The sequence below is a fragment of the Shewanella sp. Choline-02u-19 genome (assembly GCF_002836205.1).
Lineage (GTDB): Bacteria > Pseudomonadota > Gammaproteobacteria > Enterobacterales > Shewanellaceae > Shewanella.
Map to the genome: position 1 here is coordinate 1320428 of NZ_PJBE01000013.1, position 23306 is coordinate 1343733.

Annotated in this window: 21 protein-coding genes and 3 tRNA genes; 9 read left to right on the top strand and 15 right to left on the bottom strand. The window is 39.6% G+C overall.

From position 1 onward, the window contains the following. Positions 1-39: 39 nt before the first annotated feature. Entirely contained in the window at positions 40-1083 is a 1044-nt protein-coding gene (locus tag CXF83_RS12520) for a tyrosine-type recombinase/integrase (protein WP_101090209.1), read from the bottom strand. Between the two features lie 889 nt (positions 1084-1972). Here CXF83_RS12520 and CXF83_RS12525 point away from each other — a divergent pair. After that, positions 1973-2482 carry a hypothetical protein gene (locus CXF83_RS12525; RefSeq protein WP_308303178.1) on the top strand — a complete coding sequence of 170 codons (510 nt, stop codon included), beginning with the start codon at positions 1973-1975 and terminating at the stop codon, positions 2480-2482. 34 nt (positions 2483-2516) lie between these two features. Here the strand turns inward: CXF83_RS12525 and CXF83_RS12530 are convergent, their stop codons facing one another. From CXF83_RS12530 to CXF83_RS12560, 6 genes are all read right to left on the bottom strand, one after another. After that, positions 2517-3560 (bottom strand): phosphotransferase, encoded by a 1044-nt coding sequence (locus CXF83_RS12530; RefSeq protein ID WP_198553542.1) that lies wholly within the window; start codon positions 3558-3560, stop codon positions 2517-2519. Between the two features lie 449 nt (positions 3561-4009). Beyond that, positions 4010-4507 carry a DUF6702 family protein gene (locus tag CXF83_RS12535; protein WP_232775101.1) on the bottom strand — a complete coding sequence of 166 codons (498 nt, stop codon included), beginning with the start codon at positions 4505-4507 and terminating at the stop codon, positions 4010-4012. A 3-nt stretch (positions 4508-4510) separates the two neighbouring features. Next, positions 4511-6958 carry a M1 family metallopeptidase gene (locus CXF83_RS12540; protein ID WP_232775189.1) on the bottom strand — a complete coding sequence of 816 codons (2448 nt, stop codon included), beginning with the start codon at positions 6956-6958 and terminating at the stop codon, positions 4511-4513. Between the two features lie 295 nt (positions 6959-7253). Continuing rightward, positions 7254-8372, bottom strand: a complete 1119-nt coding sequence (locus tag CXF83_RS12545; RefSeq protein WP_101090207.1) for a hypothetical protein — start codon at positions 8370-8372, stop codon at positions 7254-7256. Positions 8373-8559: 187 nt separating this feature from the next. Beyond that, positions 8560-10275: a dipeptidyl-peptidase 3 family protein gene (locus CXF83_RS12555; protein ID WP_101090205.1), complete on the bottom strand. Its 1716-nt coding sequence runs from the start codon at positions 10273-10275 to the stop codon at positions 8560-8562. Positions 10276-10429: 154 nt separating this feature from the next. Next, the gene (locus tag CXF83_RS12560; RefSeq protein ID WP_157822893.1) at positions 10430-11461 is read right to left on the bottom strand and encodes a DUF3080 family protein; all 1032 of its coding nucleotides are present in this window, start codon (positions 11459-11461) and stop codon (positions 10430-10432) included. 224 nt (positions 11462-11685) lie between these two features. On the opposite strand from CXF83_RS12560, the gene CXF83_RS12565 reads away from it, so the two are divergent. The 4 genes from CXF83_RS12565 (at position 11686) to CXF83_RS12580 (ending at position 14548) form a co-directional block, all read left to right on the top strand. Continuing rightward, positions 11686-12237, top strand: a complete 552-nt coding sequence (locus CXF83_RS12565; RefSeq protein ID WP_101090203.1) for a GNAT family N-acetyltransferase — start codon at positions 11686-11688, stop codon at positions 12235-12237. Between the two features lie 36 nt (positions 12238-12273). Further along, positions 12274-13614, top strand: a complete 1341-nt coding sequence (locus CXF83_RS12570) for an NAD(P)/FAD-dependent oxidoreductase (RefSeq protein ID WP_101090202.1) — start codon at positions 12274-12276, stop codon at positions 13612-13614. A gap of 90 nt (positions 13615-13704) precedes the next feature. Beyond that, on the top strand, positions 13705-13959 hold the full coding sequence (locus tag CXF83_RS12575) for a hypothetical protein (protein WP_101090265.1): 255 nt from the start codon (positions 13705-13707) through the stop codon (positions 13957-13959). Between the two features lie 271 nt (positions 13960-14230). Then, positions 14231-14548 (top strand): hypothetical protein, encoded by a 318-nt coding sequence (locus CXF83_RS12580; protein ID WP_101090201.1) that lies wholly within the window; start codon positions 14231-14233, stop codon positions 14546-14548. A 610-nt stretch (positions 14549-15158) separates the two neighbouring features. Here CXF83_RS12580 and gap read toward each other — a convergent pair. Both gap and CXF83_RS12590 read right to left on the bottom strand, forming a co-directional pair. Further along, on the bottom strand, positions 15159-16169 hold the full coding sequence (gene gap, locus CXF83_RS12585) for a type I glyceraldehyde-3-phosphate dehydrogenase (protein ID WP_101090200.1): 1011 nt from the start codon (positions 16167-16169) through the stop codon (positions 15159-15161). A gap of 216 nt (positions 16170-16385) precedes the next feature. Further along, entirely contained in the window at positions 16386-17240 is an 855-nt protein-coding gene (locus tag CXF83_RS12590) for a DUF2989 domain-containing protein (protein WP_232775102.1), read from the bottom strand. Between the two features lie 202 nt (positions 17241-17442). Here CXF83_RS12590 and CXF83_RS12595 point away from each other — a divergent pair, with 202 nt between their 5' ends. The 4 genes from CXF83_RS12595 (at position 17443) to CXF83_RS12610 (ending at position 19636) form a co-directional block, all read left to right on the top strand. Continuing rightward, positions 17443-18876, top strand: coding sequence for a glyceraldehyde-3-phosphate dehydrogenase (locus tag CXF83_RS12595; RefSeq protein ID WP_101090198.1), 1434 nt, complete (start codon positions 17443-17445; stop codon positions 18874-18876). 432 nt (positions 18877-19308) lie between these two features. Beyond that, positions 19309-19384, top strand: a tRNA-Gly gene (locus CXF83_RS12600). A gap of 10 nt (positions 19385-19394) precedes the next feature. Beyond that, positions 19395-19468, top strand: a tRNA-Cys gene (locus CXF83_RS12605). 82 nt (positions 19469-19550) lie between these two features. Continuing rightward, positions 19551-19636: transfer RNA gene (locus tag CXF83_RS12610), tRNA-Leu, on the top strand. Between the two features lie 372 nt (positions 19637-20008). Here the strand turns inward: CXF83_RS12610 and CXF83_RS12615 are convergent. The 6 genes from CXF83_RS12615 to punR form a co-directional block, all read right to left on the bottom strand. Further along, the gene (locus CXF83_RS12615; protein WP_101090197.1) at positions 20009-20338 is read right to left on the bottom strand and encodes a TusE/DsrC/DsvC family sulfur relay protein; all 330 of its coding nucleotides are present in this window, start codon (positions 20336-20338) and stop codon (positions 20009-20011) included. A gap of 3 nt (positions 20339-20341) precedes the next feature. Continuing rightward, a complete protein-coding gene (tusB, locus tag CXF83_RS12620; RefSeq protein WP_101090196.1) occupies positions 20342-20623 on the bottom strand; it encodes a sulfurtransferase complex subunit TusB in 282 nt (93 codons plus the stop codon). Then, positions 20623-20979 carry a sulfurtransferase complex subunit TusC gene (gene tusC / locus CXF83_RS12625; RefSeq protein WP_101090195.1) on the bottom strand — a complete coding sequence of 119 codons (357 nt, stop codon included), beginning with the start codon at positions 20977-20979 and terminating at the stop codon, positions 20623-20625. Before tusC ends, tusB begins: the two co-directional genes overlap by 1 nt. A gap of 9 nt (positions 20980-20988) precedes the next feature. Continuing rightward, positions 20989-21378, bottom strand: coding sequence for a sulfurtransferase complex subunit TusD (gene tusD, locus CXF83_RS12630; protein ID WP_101090194.1), 390 nt, complete (start codon positions 21376-21378; stop codon positions 20989-20991). Between the two features lie 57 nt (positions 21379-21435). Beyond that, the gene (locus CXF83_RS12635) at positions 21436-22089 is read right to left on the bottom strand and encodes a Bax inhibitor-1/YccA family protein (protein ID WP_101090264.1); all 654 of its coding nucleotides are present in this window, start codon (positions 22087-22089) and stop codon (positions 21436-21438) included. 202 nt (positions 22090-22291) lie between these two features. After that, positions 22292-23194, bottom strand: coding sequence for a DNA-binding transcriptional activator PunR (punR, locus tag CXF83_RS12640; RefSeq protein WP_101090193.1), 903 nt, complete (start codon positions 23192-23194; stop codon positions 22292-22294). Positions 23195-23306 lie beyond the last annotated feature (112 nt).

The following is a 23306-nucleotide window of genomic DNA, read 5'->3' on the forward strand; positions in this document are numbered from 1 at the left end:
AGTCGAACACATTTTAAATTAACAAGTCATTGTGATCTGTTATTCATTCGGCTTCAGGTAATGATTCAATGAACGCGGATCCGTATGTCCTGTACGACCCATAATGTAAAGATGATCTTTTTTATTTTCATGTAGTTGCGTTACACATCCGCTACGTAAACTGTGAGCTCCGTAGTACTGAGGATCTAAGCCAGCCTTATTACAATATCGTTTAATCAGTTGATAAATATCATCACCACGCAGAAATCCTTTCCCCAAATTAGTATCGGTAATCTGGTAGTCTCTAATTTGATTTCCATCTCTTGTTAACGATCTAAATAAATGACCTTCTTTAATTTCTGCAGCTGAGAGCCACTCTTTAACGGCATCAAACGCAGAAAATGGTTCTTCTTTTGGTAGTACTTTCCATTCTCTTTGTCCTTGCTGATTGCTTTTAGAGTAGGGTAGTCTTACTTTAAGTTTATCGCGTAAAAAGCTTAAATGATTCACTTTGATATTCGCGAGTTCAGAACGTCGAAACCCTCCTTGAAACCCTAACTGAAGAATCGCTTTATCTCGTTTTTTTGTGAGGTTTTGATTTCGTTCATCAATAGTTTGTATCAGTAATTCAAGCTCATCGTACATGATGGGCTGTTGATCATAATCCGCAACCGTTCTATTTTGATTACGCATAAGCCCACGCATTACTCTGATGACCAAAGGGTGCTCTGTCGGTGATGGAGATCCAGATTGAATATGAAAAAATCGTATAGCTGCTAATCGACTATTAATTGTTTGTGTTGAAAGCTGGTGGCCGCTGTTAGCTTGATAAATATCTTTTTGATGACCGATAAACGAAATAACACTTCTTGGATCTGCAGGCAATGAACTTAAACCATGTGATTCGCAATAAGTAACGAAAATTCCAAAGCTGGACTGATATACCCGTCTGGTATTGTGCGAAATTTCATAACGAGTTTCTTTAGCGGCGCTTTCAAAATCATTGAGGATAGAAAGAGGTAACTCATGCTCCTGGTAAAAACCGTCGTCTGAAACCGTCTTTAACGCCTTATTAGAAATAGGGCTAATACGCTTTCCACTCATTAGATGATATTCCTCAATTAGCACTGTGGTTGTGGGTTTTTATAAGACGTTATTCGGCCACTATTTTAACGATTTTACGCTATCTCTACCAGTGATAATCGTCATTATCACTGGTAGAGAGCAATAAGCCAACATCATGCACGATAAGTAAGCTAATTTGTTTGAGGTTATCAATAATTGAGTAAAGTCAGACGTTTTTTAAAGGGAGATAATTAACTACGACGACTCCACCACGGTATTCTTATTAATCGCGATTGGATGATAGAGCATCAATTTAAGCCATGAAAAATGTTAAACATTAAATGGCTGAGTTATCCTAAAGGCGTTAGCAATAGAATGGTGAATAATCCGCTATAAATAAGGATAATTTTGCTGCATTACTGCTCAGAATGGTTTAACCATATATTAAATATAAAGGGACTATCTGATGAATCATACTAAGCATGAATGGAATATCCTGATAAAAAGCTAACAAAACTTCCGTAAGTTATGACTACTGCAACAAAGATAGCGCATGAATACACTATCGCCAATATTAAGATTGGCCATAAGTACTGGCAATAGAACACTGAATAAAGCGTTATTAGTGCAGATTATTTATTCGCATTATCATTCAAAAAAGTTAAACATACTTTAAATCTAAGGGCTCAATATGATGTGCTTATGACTAAGTATCACTGGAAATATTATGATAAGAAGCTAACAACAGTCCGCAAGTTAGGGCTACTGCAACAAAGATAACCAGAATATGCGCTATCGCTAATATTGGTAACCAATACGATCAATACCAACAAGAGAATATTGAATAACATCCTATTAATGCTGACTATTTTGCCGTATTATTACTTAAAATGGTTTAACCATACTTTAAGATTGAAAGGTCTACATGATGAATAATACTAAGCATGAATGGCAGTATCATGATAAAAAGCCAACAAAGGGCCGTAAGTTATTATTACTGCAACCAGATGAACTGGCGTACGCGTTACCGCTGCTCTTAAGATTGTTACCCATGCAAGAAAATTCTAAAAGATTAGATTGGTTTTTACCGTTTGAAAGTAAGTTGCAGTTACAAACTCACCATATAGCATTATCAACACAGCTGACAGTAATCGCGACAAGCCTTCCTACAGACAGTGCTTTATCATTAGATTTAGACGCGGTAAACCTGGCGCTAAACAATTACTTTAGTGATTATGGATGGCGCATGGTAAGAAAAGAATTGTCGCAGATAAAAAAACGGAAAAAGAAATCACATATTGAACTGAGTAACGATCTAATATATCGGCTAAAAACATTTATGTCGTTGAAGCAATTAGATAGCTTTGATCAAGCAATGGACCATTTACTCAGTAATGAAGAGCAAAACCATGATATAGACATGATTGAGATGGGTTGAACACGGCCACCTAATTGACCGGTAAAGGCTATTTTCATGATGATTTATTGAGTGTAGCAATAGCTGCAACAGTTAGACGGTGGCTAAAATTTGTGCGTTTGGCATGTGAAGGTGCCCAGCCTGCCAGAAAACGTTCAAAGTCAGCCCAAGAAATATTCACTAGCGGACGCCACTCTTTTTCTATTTCTTGGCTACTAAATGCACTTTGGAATAAACGCAAAGCCGTGTGAAGTTCAGTAAAGTAGTCGTCGATAAGTTGCTCAAACTGAAGCTCAAGAGTCGTTTCATCTAAGCAGCTACCTAAAAAATAGACCACATCTTTAACACCACAACCGCCACCAATGTATTGAAAATCGACTGCCGCAACATGGGCTAAATCATTGGAAAAACAGAAGTTAGCGATCTTTGCATCACCATGGACTAACGTTTTGTATCTGCAATTATTAAGGCTTTTATCAAGCTCAACTGCAGCATCTTTTAATGGGCCTTTTTCCATAGCGTCAAATTCTTTCGCTCTTGTCGCAAGGTGCCAATAAGTCCCAATTGGCCAAAGTTTGTTTGGCCAATTGTCTAGCGGATCATGTTGCATATTGTACGCATGAAAACGTGCTAGCCAATGTAAGCAGATTTTCGAGTTTTCAGCAGAGGCGGTAGTTAATCTAGTCGGAAAACCTTCGCTATCTAAATCGGACATAACGATCATTTTTGAAGAGAGGCAAGACTGACTTAAACTAGCTTGGCCGATAAACTGAGGTAATGCACAAAAGGGTTTTATTTTATTGGCCCAATGTTGATAAAACTCCGCTTCAACATCATAAGATGCTAGCTTTCGTTGATGTGATATGGCGCCACTCCAACCTCGCGGATGCTGCTGAATAACAGGGGGACGAATATGTTTAACGACAAAAGTCATATCCCGAACGTCACTGAACTCGTCTAAATCTGGTTCTACTGTTTCAAAACGTGCTATTTCACCATAACCAGACCAGAGTGTCTGAATTACCTCAGTTTTAATGAAGTGAGTTGTTTTAATTATCTCTGACAACAGTTGGTTAAACTCGTGCTCATTATTTTTCAATGTTTTAACCTAAGTGGCGTCAATGCACCATAGTCTAAATAACGAGTCCTTTTGTGGGCGTGCAGACATAGCTTATATAAGTTTGGCCTGCCATTTGTTTTTCTAACTCAATAAAGACCATTTTAGCAGTTTGTTTCAGTTAATATTACTTAGAATATGAATGTAGACATAAACGTGGCGAATATAAAAATATTCTATTTTACATCGTCATCATGAATTATCTCTCCATGTAACATATTCTAGTCTTTCTGTAATTGATAGTGCAACTAAAGGTAAGGTCATAGTGTGAGATCCTAAAGAAGCTTCTGCTTTGATACTGATAAATGATAAACGGCGATAGGGTGATGGTTTGGCATTTTATCTAACGGCAGAATAAAATTGTGCAGTGCTAATAAAATTAAAATAATAAAAAGGCTAAGTCACTAATGCGCCTTAGCCTTTATACTTTTCTATTCAGGTAGTGAAATTGTTAACCAACGGTCACTGTGTTCAAAAAGGAGTGACTGTAACTTACCTTGTCCCTCAATATTAACTAAGTTAACCTGCGAGGGCCAAAGATCCTGTAATGCTCCATTTGAAATAGACATTCCTGATATTTTTTTGGGTATGTTTGTTTCCTGATAAATCCACAAGTATTTGCCATCTAACTCTAAGCCGACGAAGTTTAAAGGCAACGGTTTACCATCGTTAGATTCAATTGCAAACTGATGTTGAACATAGTCTGCAAAAGTATTTTGAGTTACTTTACTGCTTAAGATGTCTGCACTCGGGTCAAAAAGATCTCTTACTGCATGTTCTGCATCATGTAGATAGAACTTATGCATGACTTCAATAGTATTAATTCTATGGTTAAAACTAATCGTTGTGACCGCCGTTTTTTGCTGATGAGCATTCACGTTGCCGATCATAAAGAAAAATAGGCTAGCGACTAATACACGGATCTTCATTTATTAAGCAGCCTTATCTGTTTTTAAAGTACTCTCATCATCTTCACTTTTAAGCTCTGTCTTAATGTCCTGCATAATATCGCGTTTAAGTTTGTGCTTACTCTTCTCTTTCTTGTAGGCTTCGATCCTAGACTCAATGATACGACGCGGAAAATAGTTGTTATTTAGGTCCACATCTGCGGTTTGCCAGCTCGGGTCAATTTCAACTTCCTTAAGTACTTTGTCAGTCACAATGAGTTTATTCACTGAAGTAGGACTTCTACGCCAGATCTCTGCCGGAATATTAATAGATTCAATCGAACCATCTTCATAAGTGAGCTGCAAAAGAATCGGCATGACTAGGCCGCCTATATTGGAAAACTCGAGTACATAATAGTTTTTGTCTTCCTTCACCGCTCTTTCTATTACGGCAAGCTCCCAAGGCTTAAGGTCTTTTACTAACTTGTTATACTTATTACGCTCTTTATTCGTAACCGTGTACTCATCATTTTTATCATAAAAATCAGTAACGTCTTGATTTAGCTCAACCCAAGTTTTTATGCCTTGTTGCTGATCTTTTATTATCGCCATTGGCACTGGCTTGTCTTGTTCCATTTGACGTTCACGAGCAAAATCAATATCTGGATTTTTGGTATTCATTTGTAACTTATAGATTTTATCTATTGAGATATCAACATGATCTGTGGTGTAAAACCAGCCACGCCAAAACCAATCTAAATCGACACCGGATGCCTCTTCCATTGTTCTAAAAAAATCTGATGGAGTAGGGCGTTTATACTTCCATCGAGTGGCATACTCTTTAAAAGCAAAATCGAACAATTCACGACCCAGTACAACTTCTCGAAGAATGTTCAAGGCGACTGCAGGTTTGGTATAGGCGTTAGGTCCAAACTTTAAAATACTGTCAGATTGTGTCATCACCGGCACTTGTACCGTTGACTTCATGTACTCAATTATATCTCTCGGTTCTCTAGCCCAATGAGCGTCTGTTTCCCACTCTCTCACTGCTAAAGATTCTAAAAAACTGTTCAGCCCTTCGTCCATCCAAGTCCATTGACGTTCATCAGAATTAACGATCATAGGAAAATATATATGGCCGATTTCATGGATCACCACACCAATTAAGAAACGTTTTTCAGACAAGGTATAGGTACGGCTACCATCATCTTGCAATTCTGTACGTGGTCCATTGAAGGTTATCATTGGGTATTCCATGCCACCAACAGGTCCATTTATTGATTGGGCTGTCGGATATGGGTAATCAAAAGAATACTTGGAATAAACTTCCATGGTATGGATGACCGATTCTGTTGAGTATTTCTTCCAGAGATCGCCACCTTCCTTTGGATAGAAAGACATCGCCATAACCAGTGGCCGCTCTGATGATTTTTGCTGATAGCCTTTAGCATCCCACATGAATTTTCTTGATGAAGCCCAGGCGAAATCTCTTACATTTTCAGCTTCAAAGTGCCATGTTTTTGTTTTACTGGTAGCGTTCGCTTCATTTTCTAATGCTTCTGCTTCAGTCACAATAAAGACGGGCTTTTGACTGCTTTTTGCTTCTTCAAAACGCTTACGCTGTTTTTTATTTAGCACAGAACTGGCGTTTACTAATTCCCCCGTAGCAGCAACAATATGATCTGCTGGGACCGTGATTTCAACATCATAATCACCAAACTCTAAGGTAAATTCACCACTCCCCAGAAAGGCTTTATTGGTCCAAGCTTCGTAATCAGTATAAGCGTGGAGGCGTGGAAACCATTGAGCTAATTGAAAAATATCATTGCCACCGTCACGTTTATCTTTAGGGAAATGTTCATAACCAGAACGACCGCCCATCGCTTTTTGATCCGTTATGTTAAAGGCATAATCGAGCTCAAATTCTGTTGTCTTGCCGGGCTTCAATGGTTTCAGTAAATCGATACGCATATTTGTGCCAACGATAGTCGCTGTTAACAGTTTACCATTGATGGTCACTTTACCTATTTCGTAGCCGACTTCGTTATCCGCTAAAAATTGTTGGCCGCGTAAGGTCTTTAAGCTTATTTTTGTTGGTTTTCCATCGACACTTTTTGCCAGCTCTGAAGGGCTAGAAAATGTACGAGTACGACTCGCAATAGAGTCTGCCTTGTAATAATTCTGGTCCAGTTGTAACCATAAATATTTTAGGGTATCGGGAGAATTATTTGTATAGGTCACCGTTTGTGTGGCTTCTAAGCGTCTTTTATCTTCTAAAAGAGACGCCTTAATATGATAGTCAACTTGCTGTTGCCAATACTGATGTCCAGGTTCCCCAGCGGCATTTCTGTAAACATTAGGTGTGGGCAGATCGGCATCTAATTGACGAAATTTATCTTCAAAATCGCCTTTAGACTGCTTTATTGCTGAAGCGTAGGCTGGTAGTGCCACACCTGACAAAATCGTAAACGCTACGATTGATGACGTTAGTATTCTGTTCACTGAGTACTTCTCTTATTTTATTGCAGTGATAATGCATCACTACTTATAGTTATTTTTTTATACAGTCAGATAATTATACAGTAGACAATAGGTAAGCAGTCAATGTAACTTAATACTTTGTAACGATTAATCTAGTTTCAGAAAAGGTATTTTTGTAAGGTTTCATGCCATTTATGTGTGGATGCTTCTATAAACTCTCGTTAGAGAAGCCTTCCGCAAACAACGTATTAAGTGAAAGATCTACAGTCTCATTTATAGAGGTAGCTGGAAGATTTACATTTTAACGTCACTCGGTTTTTGCGGGAAATGCAGGCGATATGCAGGCTTTAACTTCAAATTTATAACCGTGTGGCATAGTACTATCAGGTGTAATTTGCAAAATTTCATAGTCATTTAATTCAACAACATGCGCATTATTTGTAATCAGGCAACGGGACTTTTCATTCGCTTCCAATTGATAGGCAAAATGCGCAATCAGATCACGTATTTTTTGTGAGTAAAATGTTTTAATTTTTACTGAGTTATTGACTTCATTTTTTATATTTTTCTCTCGTTCTGAGATCTTCTCATCATCTGTATTAGTCGTCATATCAAGATTATTGGCAGATTGTATTGTTGGCTTTATGGCTTTATTTCCGGTTATTAGGCTCAATCCTTCCACGTTATCTTTGTTTTCTGTGGTGAGTATTTTAACGATGGTATCTTCTATCGTTGGATTATTATTGGTCAATGTGGGAGGTGTTATTATCGGTTGTTCGTTGGTTAGGAAGAATGATGAACTATAAAAATTATCTTCGATGACAGAATCAACATTACTGAGTAAAGAAAGGTTAAAGATAAGAATACTAGAGAGGATCAGACGGATAAACATGGTCCACTTTTGAAAGTGTTGATGGCTGGTGATCCTAAAACCTTTAATGCCAAAGGGCCTTGCTATAAGCAATAAAAAGAAATATATCGGTGCAATTATCTGTAGTAAAAGTAACGCAATAATGCTCATAGCTAAAGCCCAAGAGGGCAAGAAAAGCAAAATGGCAAAGTTATGAGTGTAGTTAAAGTGTGATGATGAAACACCGACAACCTCATTGACGACGGAAGCAGATCCAGCCAATGCAAAATTGGCTATAATCGCATAAAAAAGCAACAAAATAGCTTTACCTGCCAGTGAATGCCATACACGGTTAAATAGAGGCCAGAATTCAGCAGTTAGACCCAGCACCGTTAGCAGCGCCACAAAAACCAAACTATCAGAGAAAATAAGCACGACTATTGCGAGTAGATACAGCTTTTGAACCGTACTTAGTTTTCCGGATAAAGAGATAGTAGCGTCATAAACACTATTGTTTATTGCCATTAGTTTTTTTGCTAAATTGAAAGCAGGTGGCAGAATCTTCTTTATGGTCACTAAGACAGTATCCTTATGATCGCTAATGTAGAATTAATTTTAGGAAATATTCAGTTTATTACGATAATGCATATGAGTACATCAGTTCAAGAGGAAGTAGGCAGGAGGTTCATTCACAAGCGAGTTTATATAAAAAAGCGCATGAAACATGCGCTCTTTGTCATTACGATCTCAGTATCTAACGAGATTAGATCTTAGGGTAATTTGGACGGATATCAGTTGGTATAGTTTCCATCTTACTGTTTAACTGCGCAACTTCTGGTGCGAGTATTGCGTAAGTATCTAGGAATACCTTTGACTGCTGATAATCACCTAACGCTTGGATCATACAGACATCATGTACTAACTCTGTAATGGCTAAGACCATTTTGTCAAAGTTAACACTGTACGTTTGTGTGGTTACATCAAAGGTAAATGCTTGTTTTTGCTTGAAGTAATTATACTGATATGCGGCTCCAGCACCATGAGCTTCATGCACTCCAAAACGCATTGAGCGAAATAGACCCGCAAAATAAGTCACTAGCATGTTGTCTCTTTCTGCAATGGGAAGCTCACCTTTATCCATTAAGAACAACATGTTATAAGCCCCCATTACATCTGCTTTTCCTTCCTCAATTTTTGAATAGGTTTCTTCAAGCTGGGCTGAGACAGTCGTTGTTTTGCCGTCAACGATAATCGTACCGGGACCTAGACCATGTGATAGTTCGTGGAAAAGAGTTTCATTGAAAAAATATTTTTCCATCAACAGTGACTGTTGCGATTCGGCAATGATTAGATCGGAAATCGGTTTCATAACGGCTTGATATTTTGCATTAAGCACGTTTTTGAGCATCACTTTTTTGCTGCCTTTAACTTCTCTAACATATTCATCATTAGGCAGGTTAAATGCAGTTGTCTGTACTCCAGGTTTATTATCACCACCACCAGCAACCTGTTCTACGACAGAGATAGGGGATTCAGAGCCTCTATTAACATTTTTATGTTCATCTGGGATCGGTAAGTTGGATTCCATTGCGGTTAGATACTTTTTATAGATATCTAACTTAGCGCTATCTTCTGGATTTCTGACGGTGATAAACGCTTCAAAAAATGTTTTATAACCAAAGAGTTTATCGGTATAGGTTTCGTAAGGTCCAATCGCAATTTCTAAAGAACCATTGAGATCCATCCAAGCCATTTCTGAGTCACGGTATTCATCATTAAGAAAAGCATCGGCGCGTTTAGACAAAAAAGTTTTTAATGACTGGTCTTCGGTTAACTCGGCTGCTTCGCGCATAATCTTTGCCGCTTCGGTCAGCTCTTTTTTGTAGTAGATACTATATGGTATAGCCTTTAATTGTGCTTTATCTCTAACAATAACGGTATAGCCACTTTTAAAACTTTTTTCATCTTCTGGATGTGCAGCAATCCATTGATTAAACTCATTCTTAGTTAAATCAACTGGATAGACACCTGCACCATCTGGGCGAGCTAGGTTGCCAAAAAACGCTTTATCGCCGTCTAAGGTGTCCCAAGCGCCATAATGCAGATCAAACAAGGATAATATTTCAGACTTATTAGCATCGTTTGATGCCAATATCTGTTGTCTAACTTGGGCATTATTTTCAAATGTCTGCTTAAAGTAGATCCCATCGAGTATATCTGCAACTTCTATTATCTTGCGCAGTACACGCGTGTCAGTCGCGGTCAAACTGGTTAGGTCTGCTGCCATTTCAACATCTACAAAACGGTCAAGCATTGCTTGGTAAGTAACCGATAGCTTTGTTTCTGTTGGATTTTTGTTGACGTTATTTTCTGTGGTAACGTTGGACGTTAACGTGTCATTTGCGGCTTGAGTATGCTCTGGTTGAGAACAGCCCGTAATGGCAACGGCGAGTGCCAAAGTGATTAATGAGCGTTTCATTTATTAAGACCCCTGTATTTCTTTTACTTTTTTTATAGTTATATTTACTTTGTTCTAGCAAACAATCTACACCTTCATAAAAGTAAGGAGAAGCTAAACTTTGCGCTAGAGGTGTGAGTGTTGGATCTCTATACAGCCTGTAGGCTATGGGATCTTATTCGGGACGTAAAGAACCGCAGTTATTCTGCACTGCTTGCCACCATTTTACGTGTCGTTTTATCTCTAAGATTAGTGTGGCAGGCAAGGCTGTAGGGTCGTCTGAAAAGTAATGCTCAATCAACTGTTGATACTGGGTATCTTCAAACAACGCGATTAAAAGTTTATTCAGTCTAAAATGAACGCTATTCATACGTGAAAGGTATGCTTGAATGTCTGCTAAATAGTATTTATTAAATACATTTTTAAGTATTGGCAGTTTTTGATTTGACCGGCCTGTTTGACATTGCACTAGGTTAGAATACTGTTCCAAAAAATCGTTAGTCATTTTAAGCTGATGCATATTAATCACGAGACTGCGCATATACTTTTTTAAAAACGAGTGCTGATGCAGCAAGCTCAAATGTTTCTCAAGCTCATCAATGTCGGCGTCTTCCCACCGTTGCTGCTTAATCGCTGTCTTTACAATGAGTAATCTAGTTAGTGCATTTTCTAAAGGGTTTATCCCTTTAAGTGTGGCATCAAATTCCAATGATTCATGACTGCTAAACAGCAGAGCCGCTATGGTTTTCTCCGAATTTATAAAAGTATTGAATTGGGCATAAGCACGCTGTTTTTTCCTGATTAACTCTTCGCGAAGCTGATTCGCTAACATTGGGTGCTCAATTGATAGCGCTTTAATACATGCAGGGGCTAGCTGAATAAACTTAACATGATAGATAAGTTGTTGGCTTGATAAAGCGACCTTGCCTAAGATACTATTTTGATTAGCGATTAATTGACCCAGATGACATTTGTTGAGCTTAAAACTATCAAGTACCGATATAGTCTGTTTTTTCTCAGGCGCTTCCTTTAACGCTGAGTTAAACCTTTTAAAATAGGGGGGTTGCAACTTTATCTCATGGCCTAAAACGGTACTTAAGCGCTTTTGGTAATTATTCCACAGAAAGTCTGCATCCTTGACCGGGCGCTGTAATACCACACTTAATAACAAAGCAATTATGGCCAAATAGCCAACGGTTTTTAGCACTATAGCCTCGTTATTGGTAGAGTTAAAATATGAATACGTTAACGGCTAAGTTTAGATCTCTTTGTGTAATGACAGTATATATTGAGCATTAATTAGCTTGAACACTAGCCGGTAATTTTAGGCGGGAGCGATTTCCTATTAACAGTTCAAGTCAGAAGAATCTGAGATAAACACTTCGACTATGGTAAAATGAATACTGGATACAAATAATAATTAGAAAAAATATGATCCAACCCCTTGAAGCGCAACACTTTCATGATGTCATTGAATTAGGTAATTTAGTTCATGGTAATGGCTACTTGGACAGAGCCTCACTACAAAGCATTGTCGATAAAGGCAATAGCAACGGCATCAACAGTTGTTTTGTTGCCATTGAATCTGGCCGACTATTGGGCTTTAGATTAACGTATGCCGCTGGCCAATGGCCTATCGACCTATGGTGTACACCAAATCGTTGGGGAGTAGATCAAACTCAAGTTGGCTACTTTAAATGCAACACCGTAGCATCTGATGCTCGCGGCAAGGGTATTGGTGGTTTGTTACTTAATGCTGCTATTGGCGCACTAAAACAGCAAGGCGCAATCGCGGGTGTGAGTCATTTGTGGCAACAAAGCCCGCATAATTCAGCTGTTCGCTATTTTACCAAGGCTGGCGGTGTACTGATAAAAGAACATCCTGATCGTTGGAATAATACCCTTGAGCACCCAGATTATAATTGCGTGCTTTGTGGACCTAGCTGTCACTGCGTTGCATGTGAAATGCTACTCATTTTCTAATAACAAACTCTTTTGAATACGTTAAAAAACCTTATTATGAATAGCAGAATATTTGATCCTTTAAAACATAAGTCACCAGCGAACCTAAGTCCCTGCGATTCATATTGGGCTAGTACTGTGTCTTTAGGTGAGGCAAATAAAAGTCTCCGTGGCAGTCAGACTGCAGACGTTGCAATTATCGGTGGCGGATACACAGGCCTACTAACGGCGCATTATTTGGCAGAACGCTATAATGTAGATGTATGTATTCTCGAGGCAAATCAGGTTGGTTTTGGCGCAAGCGCTCGTAATGCTGGTTTTGTTCTAAAAGGGGCTGGCCGTTTAGGTTATTCTCAAATGGCCAAACGTTGGGACTTGAATACGGCGAAGGGCATCTATAACGAATTTAGCCAAGCCGTTGAGCGCGTAGAAGGGCTAATTCAAGACTATGATATCAAATGTGACCCACAACCTAAGGGATACATTAAAGTCGCGCATAACCCCAAAGCACTGACGCAGCTAAGAGATACAGCTTCATTTATATCAACACATCTCGGTGAAGATGCCCAATTCATAGATGCGTCAACACTTAAAAACGAGTACATGGATCATCACCAAGCTTATGGCGCATTACGACTTGAAGATGGATTTGGTGTCAATCCACTAAAGCTGCTTTTGGGTTATAAGTCGTTGCTAAATAAACAGAGTGTAACGCTTTGTGAGCATAGTTGTGTTGAAGGCTGGATAGAGGAAAATGGAAAACATCGTTTAATCACCTCAGAGGGTGAGTTAAGGGTCAATAAAGTCATTACCGCGGGTAATGCCTATACTCCAAATGAATTTAACCCTCGCATCGATAATCGATTCCTTCCTATATTAAGTAATGTGATAGTCACGGAACCATTAACGGAAGATGAGTTGGTTACTTGTGGATTGAAAACACATCAAGTCACCATGGATACGCGTATTCTAAAGTACTATTATCGACTATTGCCTGATAATCGCTTACTGTTTGGGGGGCGAGGCGCAATATGGGGGAGGGATGCATACGACGCTGTCTTTCAACGCCGATTAAAGATTGCGATGACACAATGCTTCCCTTCGTTAGCAAATAAGTCGATTGCTTATAACTGGACTGGATGGATAGCTGCAACTTTAGATGATATGCCGCATGTTTTTTGTCATAATAGCGTGGGTTATAGTCTAGGATACTGCGGTTCTGGTGTATCATTTAGTACGCAAGCCGCTTTTCGATTGGCGCAACAGATTACGGGTCATAAAGTCCCCAGTTTACCTTTGTATGGTAATGAGCTGCCTAAATTCCCGTTGCCTAAATTTAGACGCGTAGGACAATGGGGCTACTATCATTATGGTTGGCTACGAGATAGATTTTTATAACCAAAGTCAGCTGGTTTTATGTAGCTGTGCTACCTTTATAGATTACAATTTTTTGAGGAACCGTTAGTGAAGAAGCATCCTGTTGATAAAATGTTAGAGAACCACGATGAACTTACCCACTCTGAGGATGTGAAGGTTCTATCGCATATTCAAAGAGAGAAAGAGGAATGGGTTTTGCACACTGTAATGATTGAAGGTTGTGATACGCCTTTCAAATTCAAAAGACGGAAGAAGTACAAAAGTCTTAAGGATGCCAACGTTAACATGACGTACTACAGCGGAACTGAAGGTATTGCAGGCTTTGAGATAGATGTTTTTAAAGTCGTTAGAATAAAGCGTAGCTAACTCATTTTTTGGTTGTACAAGATTCTACAGCGTCATTCTCGGATATTCAGTGTTGCGTATTGTGCATTATGCTACTCAATATGGAAGTCATCGAGCTTCCATATTTGATTGAATACGCACTGATCTGTGCCCTTTAAACGCTGTTAGCGATGGTTTTTCGAGTGAAAATTATGAGTGTATTCGGTTCGCCCATTCAGCACGGATACAGCTAGAGGCACATATAATCCATATCAAAGGTGGTTTTTATTCCATTTATGATGAAGGGTGACATATGTACTTTACACAACAGAATCAATTGCAACACACAGGACTAGCGGCACAAATTGTTAATGACGAAAGATTAGCAATGTTAACGGATACTGTAAAAACGTCAATGAAACTGACCCAGGCTGCATTATTGAAACGTGCTTTGAATAGTGTAAATGCCTCATCGCTTATCCTGCTCACTCATAAATCAGAATCATTAGAGCTACATCGAATTGTATTAGACTCACTACTTGGCAATACAGAAAAATCAATCTTACTTAGTTATATTGATCAAAATATTGAGATCATTGACGAAGCGTTATGCAAAAAAAGAATTAATTAGCCAGAACGCTCTCATACAAACCCGCTATTAAAGGGAATAACCCACTCCGCGATTTGACTAAGCACGCTGCGAATCATAATGCCAACAGCTCTTTTTTATTAAGAGCTGTGATTGTCATTAGTTGCTCCTATCAAACGCTGTTACTTATACGTCATATGTTATTTCCAGCTAGTTTTCCTCGCGCAGCCTTTACCGTTATTCAAGACAAGTTACGCTTCATTCTCACTGTGTATCTCAATTCCATTTTTGGAATGTGTTACAGCACTTTGTCCAATGATGTTGTAGCTACTCGCTGGAACAGGTCTACTAACGGTAATCACCGCAATGTTATGCTTCCATTTGATAAACAAAACAATGGGCCACGATCAAGTTTAACCTTAATGTTGTTTGATATAGATATATTCATAGGATTAACGAGAATATTGTTCACGATGGTGGCGACCAAACAATATAGGGATTATTACTAGCGGTTAAAAAGTTGCTCTCAAAAGACGGTTTTTAGGGCGGGTAAATGCAGACTCGATCTGTGTCTAGTGAGTATAAAGCGCAATCTATAGCTAAAAGAAAGCCCAGCATTTAGCTGGGCTTTTCACTCAAGATATCTGAGGTTTTACTTAGCTGACATTAACGCAACAGCGTTATCCAACATGCGGTTACTGAAACCCCATTCGTTGTCATACCAAGACATCACTTTAACTAAACGACCATTAACACGGGTCTGAGTCGCATCAAAGTTAGATGAGAATGGGTTGTGGTTAAAATCAATAGAAACTAAAGGTTCATGATTAACCGCTAACACTTCACTCAACGGCGCGACAGAAGCCGCCTTTTCAATGATAGCGTTAACTTCTTCAACCGTTGTGTCACGAGCCGCAACAAACGACAAGTCGACAAGAGAAACGTTTATTGTTGGTACACGAACGGCTAGACCATCAAACTTACCGGCAAGTTCTGGGACTACAAGACCAACTGCTGCAGCTGCACCAGTGCGTGTTGGGATCATATTAAGCGCGGCAGCACGAGCACGACGCGGGTCAGTATGATACACATCAGATAAACGCTGATCATTGGTATAAGAATGGATGGTCGTCATAAGACCAGATTCTATGCCAATTTCGTCGTTCAACGGCTTAGCAAAAGGTGCTAAACAGTTAGTGGTACAAGATGCACTTGAAATAACCGTCATGTCACTTGTTATGATGTCGTTGTTCACACCGTAAACGATAGTTGCATCAACGTTTTTACCTGGAGCAGAAATAATAACTTTCTTAGCACCGGCCGTTAAATGTGGTTGGACTGATTCTTTAGAAGTGAATATACCTGTACATTCAAAAACAACATCAATCTCTAGCTCTTTCCAAGGAAGTTTTGAAGGATCACGTTCCTGGAACGTTAGAATCTTATCTTCATTAACAAAAATAGCTTCATCAGTATGTTCTACCTTCGCATCGAAACGACCATGAACAGAATCGTATTTAGTTAAGTGAGCATTGATTGAAGCATCACCAAGATCGTTTAGAGCAACAATCTTGATTGGGTGGTTCTTTTCGCTTTCATATAAAGCGCGTAGAACATTGCGGCCGATACGGCCATAGCCGTTAATTGCAACTCGGATAGTCATCTCATATCCCTCAAGGAAAAGTATAAATAGAATCTGGTTGTAAAATTACCAAACTGACAGCTACCGTCAAGTAATATCGGCTAAATAGGCCATATTCTCTTAACAAAGTTGGTAATTTTTTTACATGGATCGCGTATTGAGCTATTTTTCTACTAAATTTTAAAAAAAACTGTAAGTTGGCAAACATATTGCCGAATACAAATTACAAAATACTTTTTACTCAGTTTCTTGGTTTATGTCCTGTTCCAATACGATTCTTAGCTTACTTTCTGCATACTTTCCAGATTTTAGTACATCAGCTAAATCTTTAGCTTCTTTATCTAATTTATCTTGCAACAATCTATTACCTTGGAGCATGGCTAACATCTCTTTTTCGGCAAAATTAGCTTGGGTAATAATGATATTGGTTTTTGACAGTAAGTAATGCATTTCTGGGCGCTGTTCTTGCTGATAAATGGTCGCTAAGGCGAGCAACCAGTCAGGATCGAATGTGTCTTTATCACTTCCATCTAATGCTTGAGCATATAAACGTTTCGATTTTAGCGGATTTTCTCTTAAAAAGTGTGCCGCGAGTTGGGCTTTTAATCTGATATCTTTAATAAGGCCGTTTCTTTCTGCCGCAAATAACACCTTGCCAGACTCGACATCATTAAATCGTGACCAATGATAATAGGCTAAATGGGGATCTTGACTATGTCTGGTGGTTTCTTGAAGTTGCATTAATGTTTGGGAGCTAAGGCCAAATGCTCGAGCACGATCATTAGAACGTTCAGGGTGCAGAATATGTTGTACTCCCGCGGCTAGCTCAATGCACTTGTTATAATCTTCAAGGTACAATAACTGGTCAAATAATTGCTCACCTCTGGGCTCTTTAGTCTGCTTTAACTTGTAACGGCCACGAATAAGGTCACCTTTTTCGAATCGACACCAACTATCTTTATGCAAATCTGAACAAAGTTCAGGATTTTTGTTACATATAGCCTCTGTATTTGAGCTAGGTTCACAGCCAAACAGCCCAAAAAAAGCAATAAATACTAAAAATGATGTAAACATTACAAAGTTTCTGCTCAAAAGGGGCTCCATGCGTCTTTTTTTCTAATAAAATTACATTGTTATATAAAATATCTAACTAGCCTGAAAGGCGACTTTTCATTACAATAGCGCCGACCAAACGGGGAAAGATAGCCTACATAACCTAGATTATTGGTCTTTTCTTTTTGTTACTCAAACATTTCTGATAAAAAATCAGAAAAGTGAGATAAAGGATCTGTTAATGAGCGCTGATAAACACCTACAAAGCTGGCAAGAACGTTTCGAAATGGCTGAGGCTATGCAGCCTCTACTTGGTAAGTTATATCGTAACCAAGGTGTAGAAGTTGTCGTCTACGGTAAACCCTTACTAAATGCTTCTACCATTGAAATCATTAAATCACATCGCTTAGTACGTCGCCATGTCGGTGACAAACTAAGACTACGTGAAAGCTTTCCATTTATCGAAGCTTTAAGCAAATTAGCGGTAAAACAGTGCAAAGTAGATATTGGTAAGCTTGCTGTTAACTACTGGCGCGAATATAAAGATGCTAGCCAAATCGAAGCTTACATGAGCAGTGAACTGGCAGCAGCAATCACACAAGAAGATACCGAAGCGAGAGATGTTGTACTTTACGGTTTTGGCCGTATTGGACGCCTATTGGCTCGCCTGCTAATTGAAAGAACAGGTGTAAGCAACAAGCTTAGACTTCGTGCCATTGTACTTCGTGGTGGCCGTAAGGGCGATTTAGAGAAACGCGCAAGTTTACTGCGTCGTGATTCGGTTCATGGACCTTTTAATGGTTCAGTTGAAGTTGATGAAGAAAATAATGCCATTATTGCAAACGGTACTTATATTCAAATTATCTATGCAAACTCTCCAGATGAAGTGGACTATACAGAGCATGGGATCACTAATGCGCTGGTAGTTGATAACACGGGTATTTGGAAGGATGAAGCGGGTCTTGGGTTACACCTTAAATCAAAAGGTGCTAGCAAAGTGTTGTTGACCGCGCCTGCTAAAGGTGCGATTAAGAATATCGTTTACGGCGTAAACGAATCAGACATTCTTGAAGAAGACACTATTGTATCAGCCGCAAGCTGTACCACAAACGCGATAACACCTGTGCTTAAGGCCGTTAACGATAAATACGGTATTGTAAACGGTCACGTAGAGACGATTCACTCTTATACCAATGACCAAAATCTGATTGATAATTATCACTCAGCTGACCGTCGTGGCCGCAGTGCTCCGCTAAACATGGTGATCACTGAAACTGGCGCTGCTCAAGCGGTATCTAAAGCGCTACCGGTTCTTGAAGGTAAGCTAACGGGTAACGCAATTCGTGTTCCAACGCCTAACGTTTCAATGGCGATTATTAACTTGAACCTAAATGGTGAAACTAATAAGCATGAAATCAACGAATACCTGAAAGATATGGCGCTACAGTCTGATCTGCAGAACCAAATCGATTTCACCGATTCTACAGAGATAGTATCAAGTGATTTAGTCGGTTCTCGATACGCAGGTGTTATTGATTCTCAAGCGACCATTGCGGATGGCAAGCGCGCTATTCTGTATGTTTGGTATGACAACGAGTTTGGCTATAGCTGCCAGGTCGTTGGTGTTATGCAAAAGATGTTAGGCCTTAACTATCAATCATTGCCGCTTGGCTAAGATTGATTTGAGTTAACGCTATTTAAAACGCCTCTATTACAGAGGCGTTTTTGTTTTTAGTCTCTTACCGTTAAATTTAGATTGCCCAACAGCTAGAACGTAATAACGGCTTCTAGATTAAACCCGCTTGCTTGAATCATCGACTTTTAATGCAGATGCTTTTTATTAACAGCGATAAAGAGTAAAGGCAACTCTTCATTTATTCGTCTGAGTTAGTCGGGTATTGTTAAGCGGGCAGGGAGTAAAGCATTACTGTGCTGAGCAAGATTCGATCAATAAGAACAAAAAACGTTATCTTTGATGAATTTAACATCAAACAGTCATAAAAATGTTTTTTCGCGATTGACTCTCTAGGGCAAATCGGTAGAATGCCATCCCGTAGTCAAGGGGAAGCGAACTAAGCAAGAACTAGATTACAGATTAAATTGAAACGCGACATTAGCTCAGTTGGTAGAGCGATACCTTGCCAAGGTATAGGTCATCAGTTCGAACCTGATATGTCGCTCCAATTTAACACCGGCGCGATGGCAGAATGGCTATGCTGCGGATTGCAAATCCGCCTATCTCGGTTCGACTCCGGGTCGCGCCTCCAAAGATTAAGAGTTTGATGAGTGGTTAAGCAATTAACTACAGTGTTTCTACCGATAACACGTATCATCAAAATCAACGAGTTTGCCCGAGTGGTGGAATCGGTAGACACAAGGGATTTAAAATCCCTCGCTTAATAGGCGTGCCGGTTCAAGTCCGGCCTCGGGTACCATCATTTAAGCCTCGACATTAGTCGGGGCTTTTTTGTATCTTGAATTTAGCAATCCTAGGTAATGACACTCGTATTTACCGTGTGAATAAACTCGCCCATAACCAAGCTCCGTGCGCTTATAAACGCTGTAGACAGCTGAAGGGATTGGGGAAGGGGAAATAACGCATCTAACAACCATCAGATTACAGCTCGATCCCCATTCATTAGCAATCGTGTTATTTACATAGGCTGATCCACTAGATTCATTGTTAAAGATTGTACGAACAATTGGTATGTTCCTGTTTTAGCCAGCAGTAATAGCCACAAAAAAGCCCTATTTATAGGGCTTGATGGGGCAATATTGATGATGACGCAATTTTAACTAGCTCGTCACTAAATGCATTTTGCTGGTTTAGGCAATCCCGCTATTTTAGTTGCTTGTTTAGCGGGGCCAATCGGGAAAAGTGTATAAAGGTATTTTGAGTTACCTTTATCGGCTCCTAGCTTTTGTCCTATCGCTTTGACTAACACGCGGATCGCAGGGCTTGTTTTAAATTCTAAATAAAAATGGCGGACAAAGTTAATGACTTCCCAATGTGCATCCGTTAACACTATTTGTTCATCTTGAGCAATGATCAACGCAAGCTCTGGACTCCAATCATTGACAACTTTTAAATAGCCTTGGTGATCTGTTTCTATCTGCTGTCCGTTATATTCAATCATCTGTTACCAACTAATCACTTTCTTATGGGTTAACGTCTGTTCTACAAAGTCACTATAGTCAATGTGCTTATAAGCGCTTAAGCGGGCTTGTAAGCCACGCGCAATAACATCGTCAGCGAGCAACATTAACGTGTATGGGCTCAACCGTTGTTGCCATTCTTGAGTTAACAGGCAATTTACCGCGTTTCCTGACAGTAAAATGGTGTCAGAGGGATCTATGTAGCGTAAGCATGTTTTTAACGCTGAGCTTTGCATTGGTGAAGACTGGATATGATGTAAAATCATTAAAATACTAAGACCTCATCAACCTGGCTAAAGTGTGACGCTATCATGCGTGGTTCGCAGACCTCAACCACAAGTTTAAGATCATCTTCCACTAGTGATAACTCTTTCATTGAGTCCTTACACACTAAAATAGTATCAACATCATAAAGAGGTAGGGCGCCAAAAGTCGCAATATAATCCTTAGCACCAATGGTTTCTGGAGATTGATGATTAAGGAGGTTCAACAGGCCTTCATCAGTAAAAACAAGACTGACTTCCTGCTCAAAACTGGCACTCAACAACGCAAGATCGAGAGCTTCTCTACCTTGTGCGCTTCCATGAGGACCTTGACGAAACACAATACACAGTTTTTTCAACGTTAACTCCTAAAAACTAACCAAGCGGTCGGCAGATTCTATTCCAACCACCAGCTCACCTAAACCACCCATCATAAATGGAGGCTCCATATTCCAATGAGATAATTGGTTTTCATTAGCGTCAGTCTGTGACAATACGCCACGCCGCAGTGCCGCTGAGACGCAATTAACCAATGGCACGTTATAGCGTTCACTGAGCGATAACCACGCCTTACCCAAATCAAATTCATCACTTGCAGGGCTGTTCAGATGATTAGTGTTGAGTACACCATCTTGATAGAAGAAAACTTTATCAACGACATGGCCATTTTTTAAGGCTGTTTCGGTAAAACGATAGGCATTATAACTCGATGAACTGCCGTAGGCAGGGGAGTTAACCTGGATAATAAATTTACTCATAATAAAAAAAATGGCCCTTAAGTAGGACCATTTTAACTCAATAAAAATTAATTGGTATTAGTCATCACTTCCGATACCCATTAAATGCAGCAGAGCGACGAAAAGGTTTAAGAAATCTAAATATAGTGAGATAGTTGCACGGATGTAGTTTGTTTCGCCACCATTAATGATTCGACTGGTATCGTAAAGAATAAACCCGGTCATCAATAATGCAATACCCGCGTTAAGGGCCATAAAGACCATACCATTACCCAAGAACATGTTTACCAGCAAGCCGACAACCATGATCACCAAGCCAGCAATTAGAAAGCCGCGCATGAATGAAAAGTCTTTTTTAGTGGTAACCGCGTAACCAGACAAGGCCACAAAGATAACGGACGTTAAGCCTAGCGCTTGCATAATAAGCTGTGGGCCGTTAGCCATGCCAGCGTAATGGTTAAGGATATAACCCAGTGATGCACCCTGCATACCAGTGAACGCAAATACCCAGAAGAGACCAGCGCTAGATTCTGCTTTACGTAATGTCACAAACAGCAGTACCAAACTACCAATTGATAATCCCAAAGACATCATTGGGCTGATCGCGAGTGCCATTGCTAGACCTGCACATACTGCAGAAAAAGCTAACGTCATTGATAGCAGCATGTAGGTATTTTTAAGAAGTTTGTTCACCTCTACAGTCGTACTACTGTAGGCGGTTTGTTGTGTCATATCTTTCATTTCTTTCTCCGAAGACAAATGCTCGAGCTGTATGTTTGAACCTTATTTAATCCGGTAGTTCCCGATAATCTCAATAAGTGTCAAATCTCTCGTTAAGTTACTGAATCATACCCTAGCTTTACGGCCGGATAAAGCTAATGGCCTGTATATCGGTATTATCAATACTGATCCCCACTGATTGAAGATCAAATTTTTAGTCTAACCAATCTTTATGCAGTTTTTCGGTATCGCCCAAGTAATCCAATACCCAAGCCATAGCGGGGGACTTATTGGCATCATTCCACGCTAAACAACAGGGACTTTTCTTTTTTGGACGCTCTAATTGTTTTTCAATTAACGCCCCTGTTTTTATGAAAGGATAGGCAAAATGTGCTGGCATGTAGCCAATACCTAAGCCTTCTCTGAAGCAATTAATGGCGCGGACCCAATCAGGTACCACTAATCGTCGTTGGTTCTCTAATAACCAGGTCATGCGTTTAGGGATCTCTCGAGACGTATCCTCTAAGCAAATCGAAGGGTATTGACGTAGCTCGTCATCAGTAATTGGCCGGTCAATTGTTGCTAATGGGTGATTTTTGCCGACAAGAAAACACCAGTCAATGTCACCCATGTCTTTAAAATGGTAATCTCCCCCCACTGGGATCGCGGTGGTTGCGCCGATGGCAATATCGCTTCGTCCCGTTGCAATCGACTCCCATACCCCATTAAAGACTTCAATTCGAATAATCAATTCAACATTGTCAAATGTGCGATAGAAATCAGCAATCAAATTACTGATTTTATCGGCACGAACGATGTTATCTAACGCGATAGACAAAGTAGGTTGCCACCCATTAGCCACTCTAATAGTGTCAGAGCGCATGGTTTCCATTTCAGTGAGTATAGTGCGTGACTGTTTTACAAAATGCTCACCCGCTGGCGTTAAACTAACACTGCGGTGATGCCTAATAAATAGGATCACCCCGAGTTCTTCTTCAATTTGCTTAACGGCGTAACTCACAGCTGAAGGGACTTTGTGAAGTTTGTTGGCGGCAGCGGTAAAGCTCCCTACGCGCGCAACCATATCAATTAACCGCATAGATTGTTCTGAAATCATGGTTCACATCCTGCTGTGAGTTTTTTTGAAGGCTAATATGAAAAATAAACGTTTCACAGCCATTTAGCAAGTGTTTACACTGCCCGACTTAATTAATCCAAATTCAATTTTT

Coding starts and splice junctions, on each gene's coding strand:
- CXF83_RS12520 (WP_101090209.1), bottom strand. CDS start 1,083: ATGAGTGGAAAGCGTATTAGCCCTATTTCTAATAAGGCGTTAAAGACG.
- CXF83_RS12525 (WP_308303178.1), top strand. CDS start 1,973: ATGAATAATACTAAGCATGAATGGCAGTATCATGATAAAAAGCCAACA.
- CXF83_RS12535 (WP_232775101.1), bottom strand. CDS start 4,507: ATGAAGATCCGTGTATTAGTCGCTAGCCTATTTTTCTTTATGATCGGC.
- CXF83_RS12555 (WP_101090205.1), bottom strand. CDS start 10,275: ATGAAACGCTCATTAATCACTTTGGCACTCGCCGTTGCCATTACGGGC.
- CXF83_RS12565 (WP_101090203.1), top strand. CDS start 11,686: ATGATCCAACCCCTTGAAGCGCAACACTTTCATGATGTCATTGAATTA.
- CXF83_RS12570 (WP_101090202.1), top strand. CDS start 12,274: ATGAATAGCAGAATATTTGATCCTTTAAAACATAAGTCACCAGCGAAC.
- CXF83_RS12575 (WP_101090265.1), top strand. CDS start 13,705: ATGTTAGAGAACCACGATGAACTTACCCACTCTGAGGATGTGAAGGTT.
- CXF83_RS12580 (WP_101090201.1), top strand. CDS start 14,231: ATGTACTTTACACAACAGAATCAATTGCAACACACAGGACTAGCGGCA.
- gap (WP_101090200.1), bottom strand. CDS start 16,169: ATGACTATCCGAGTTGCAATTAACGGCTATGGCCGTATCGGCCGCAAT.
- CXF83_RS12595 (WP_101090198.1), top strand. CDS start 17,443: ATGAGCGCTGATAAACACCTACAAAGCTGGCAAGAACGTTTCGAAATG.
- CXF83_RS12615 (WP_101090197.1), bottom strand. CDS start 20,338: ATGATTGAATATAACGGACAGCAGATAGAAACAGATCACCAAGGCTAT.
- tusB (WP_101090196.1), bottom strand. CDS start 20,623: ATGATTTTACATCATATCCAGTCTTCACCAATGCAAAGCTCAGCGTTA.
- tusD (WP_101090194.1), bottom strand. CDS start 21,378: ATGAGTAAATTTATTATCCAGGTTAACTCCCCTGCCTACGGCAGTTCA.
- CXF83_RS12635 (WP_101090264.1), bottom strand. CDS start 22,089: ATGACACAACAAACCGCCTACAGTAGTACGACTGTAGAGGTGAACAAA.
- punR (WP_101090193.1), bottom strand. CDS start 23,194: ATGATTTCAGAACAATCTATGCGGTTAATTGATATGGTTGCGCGCGTA.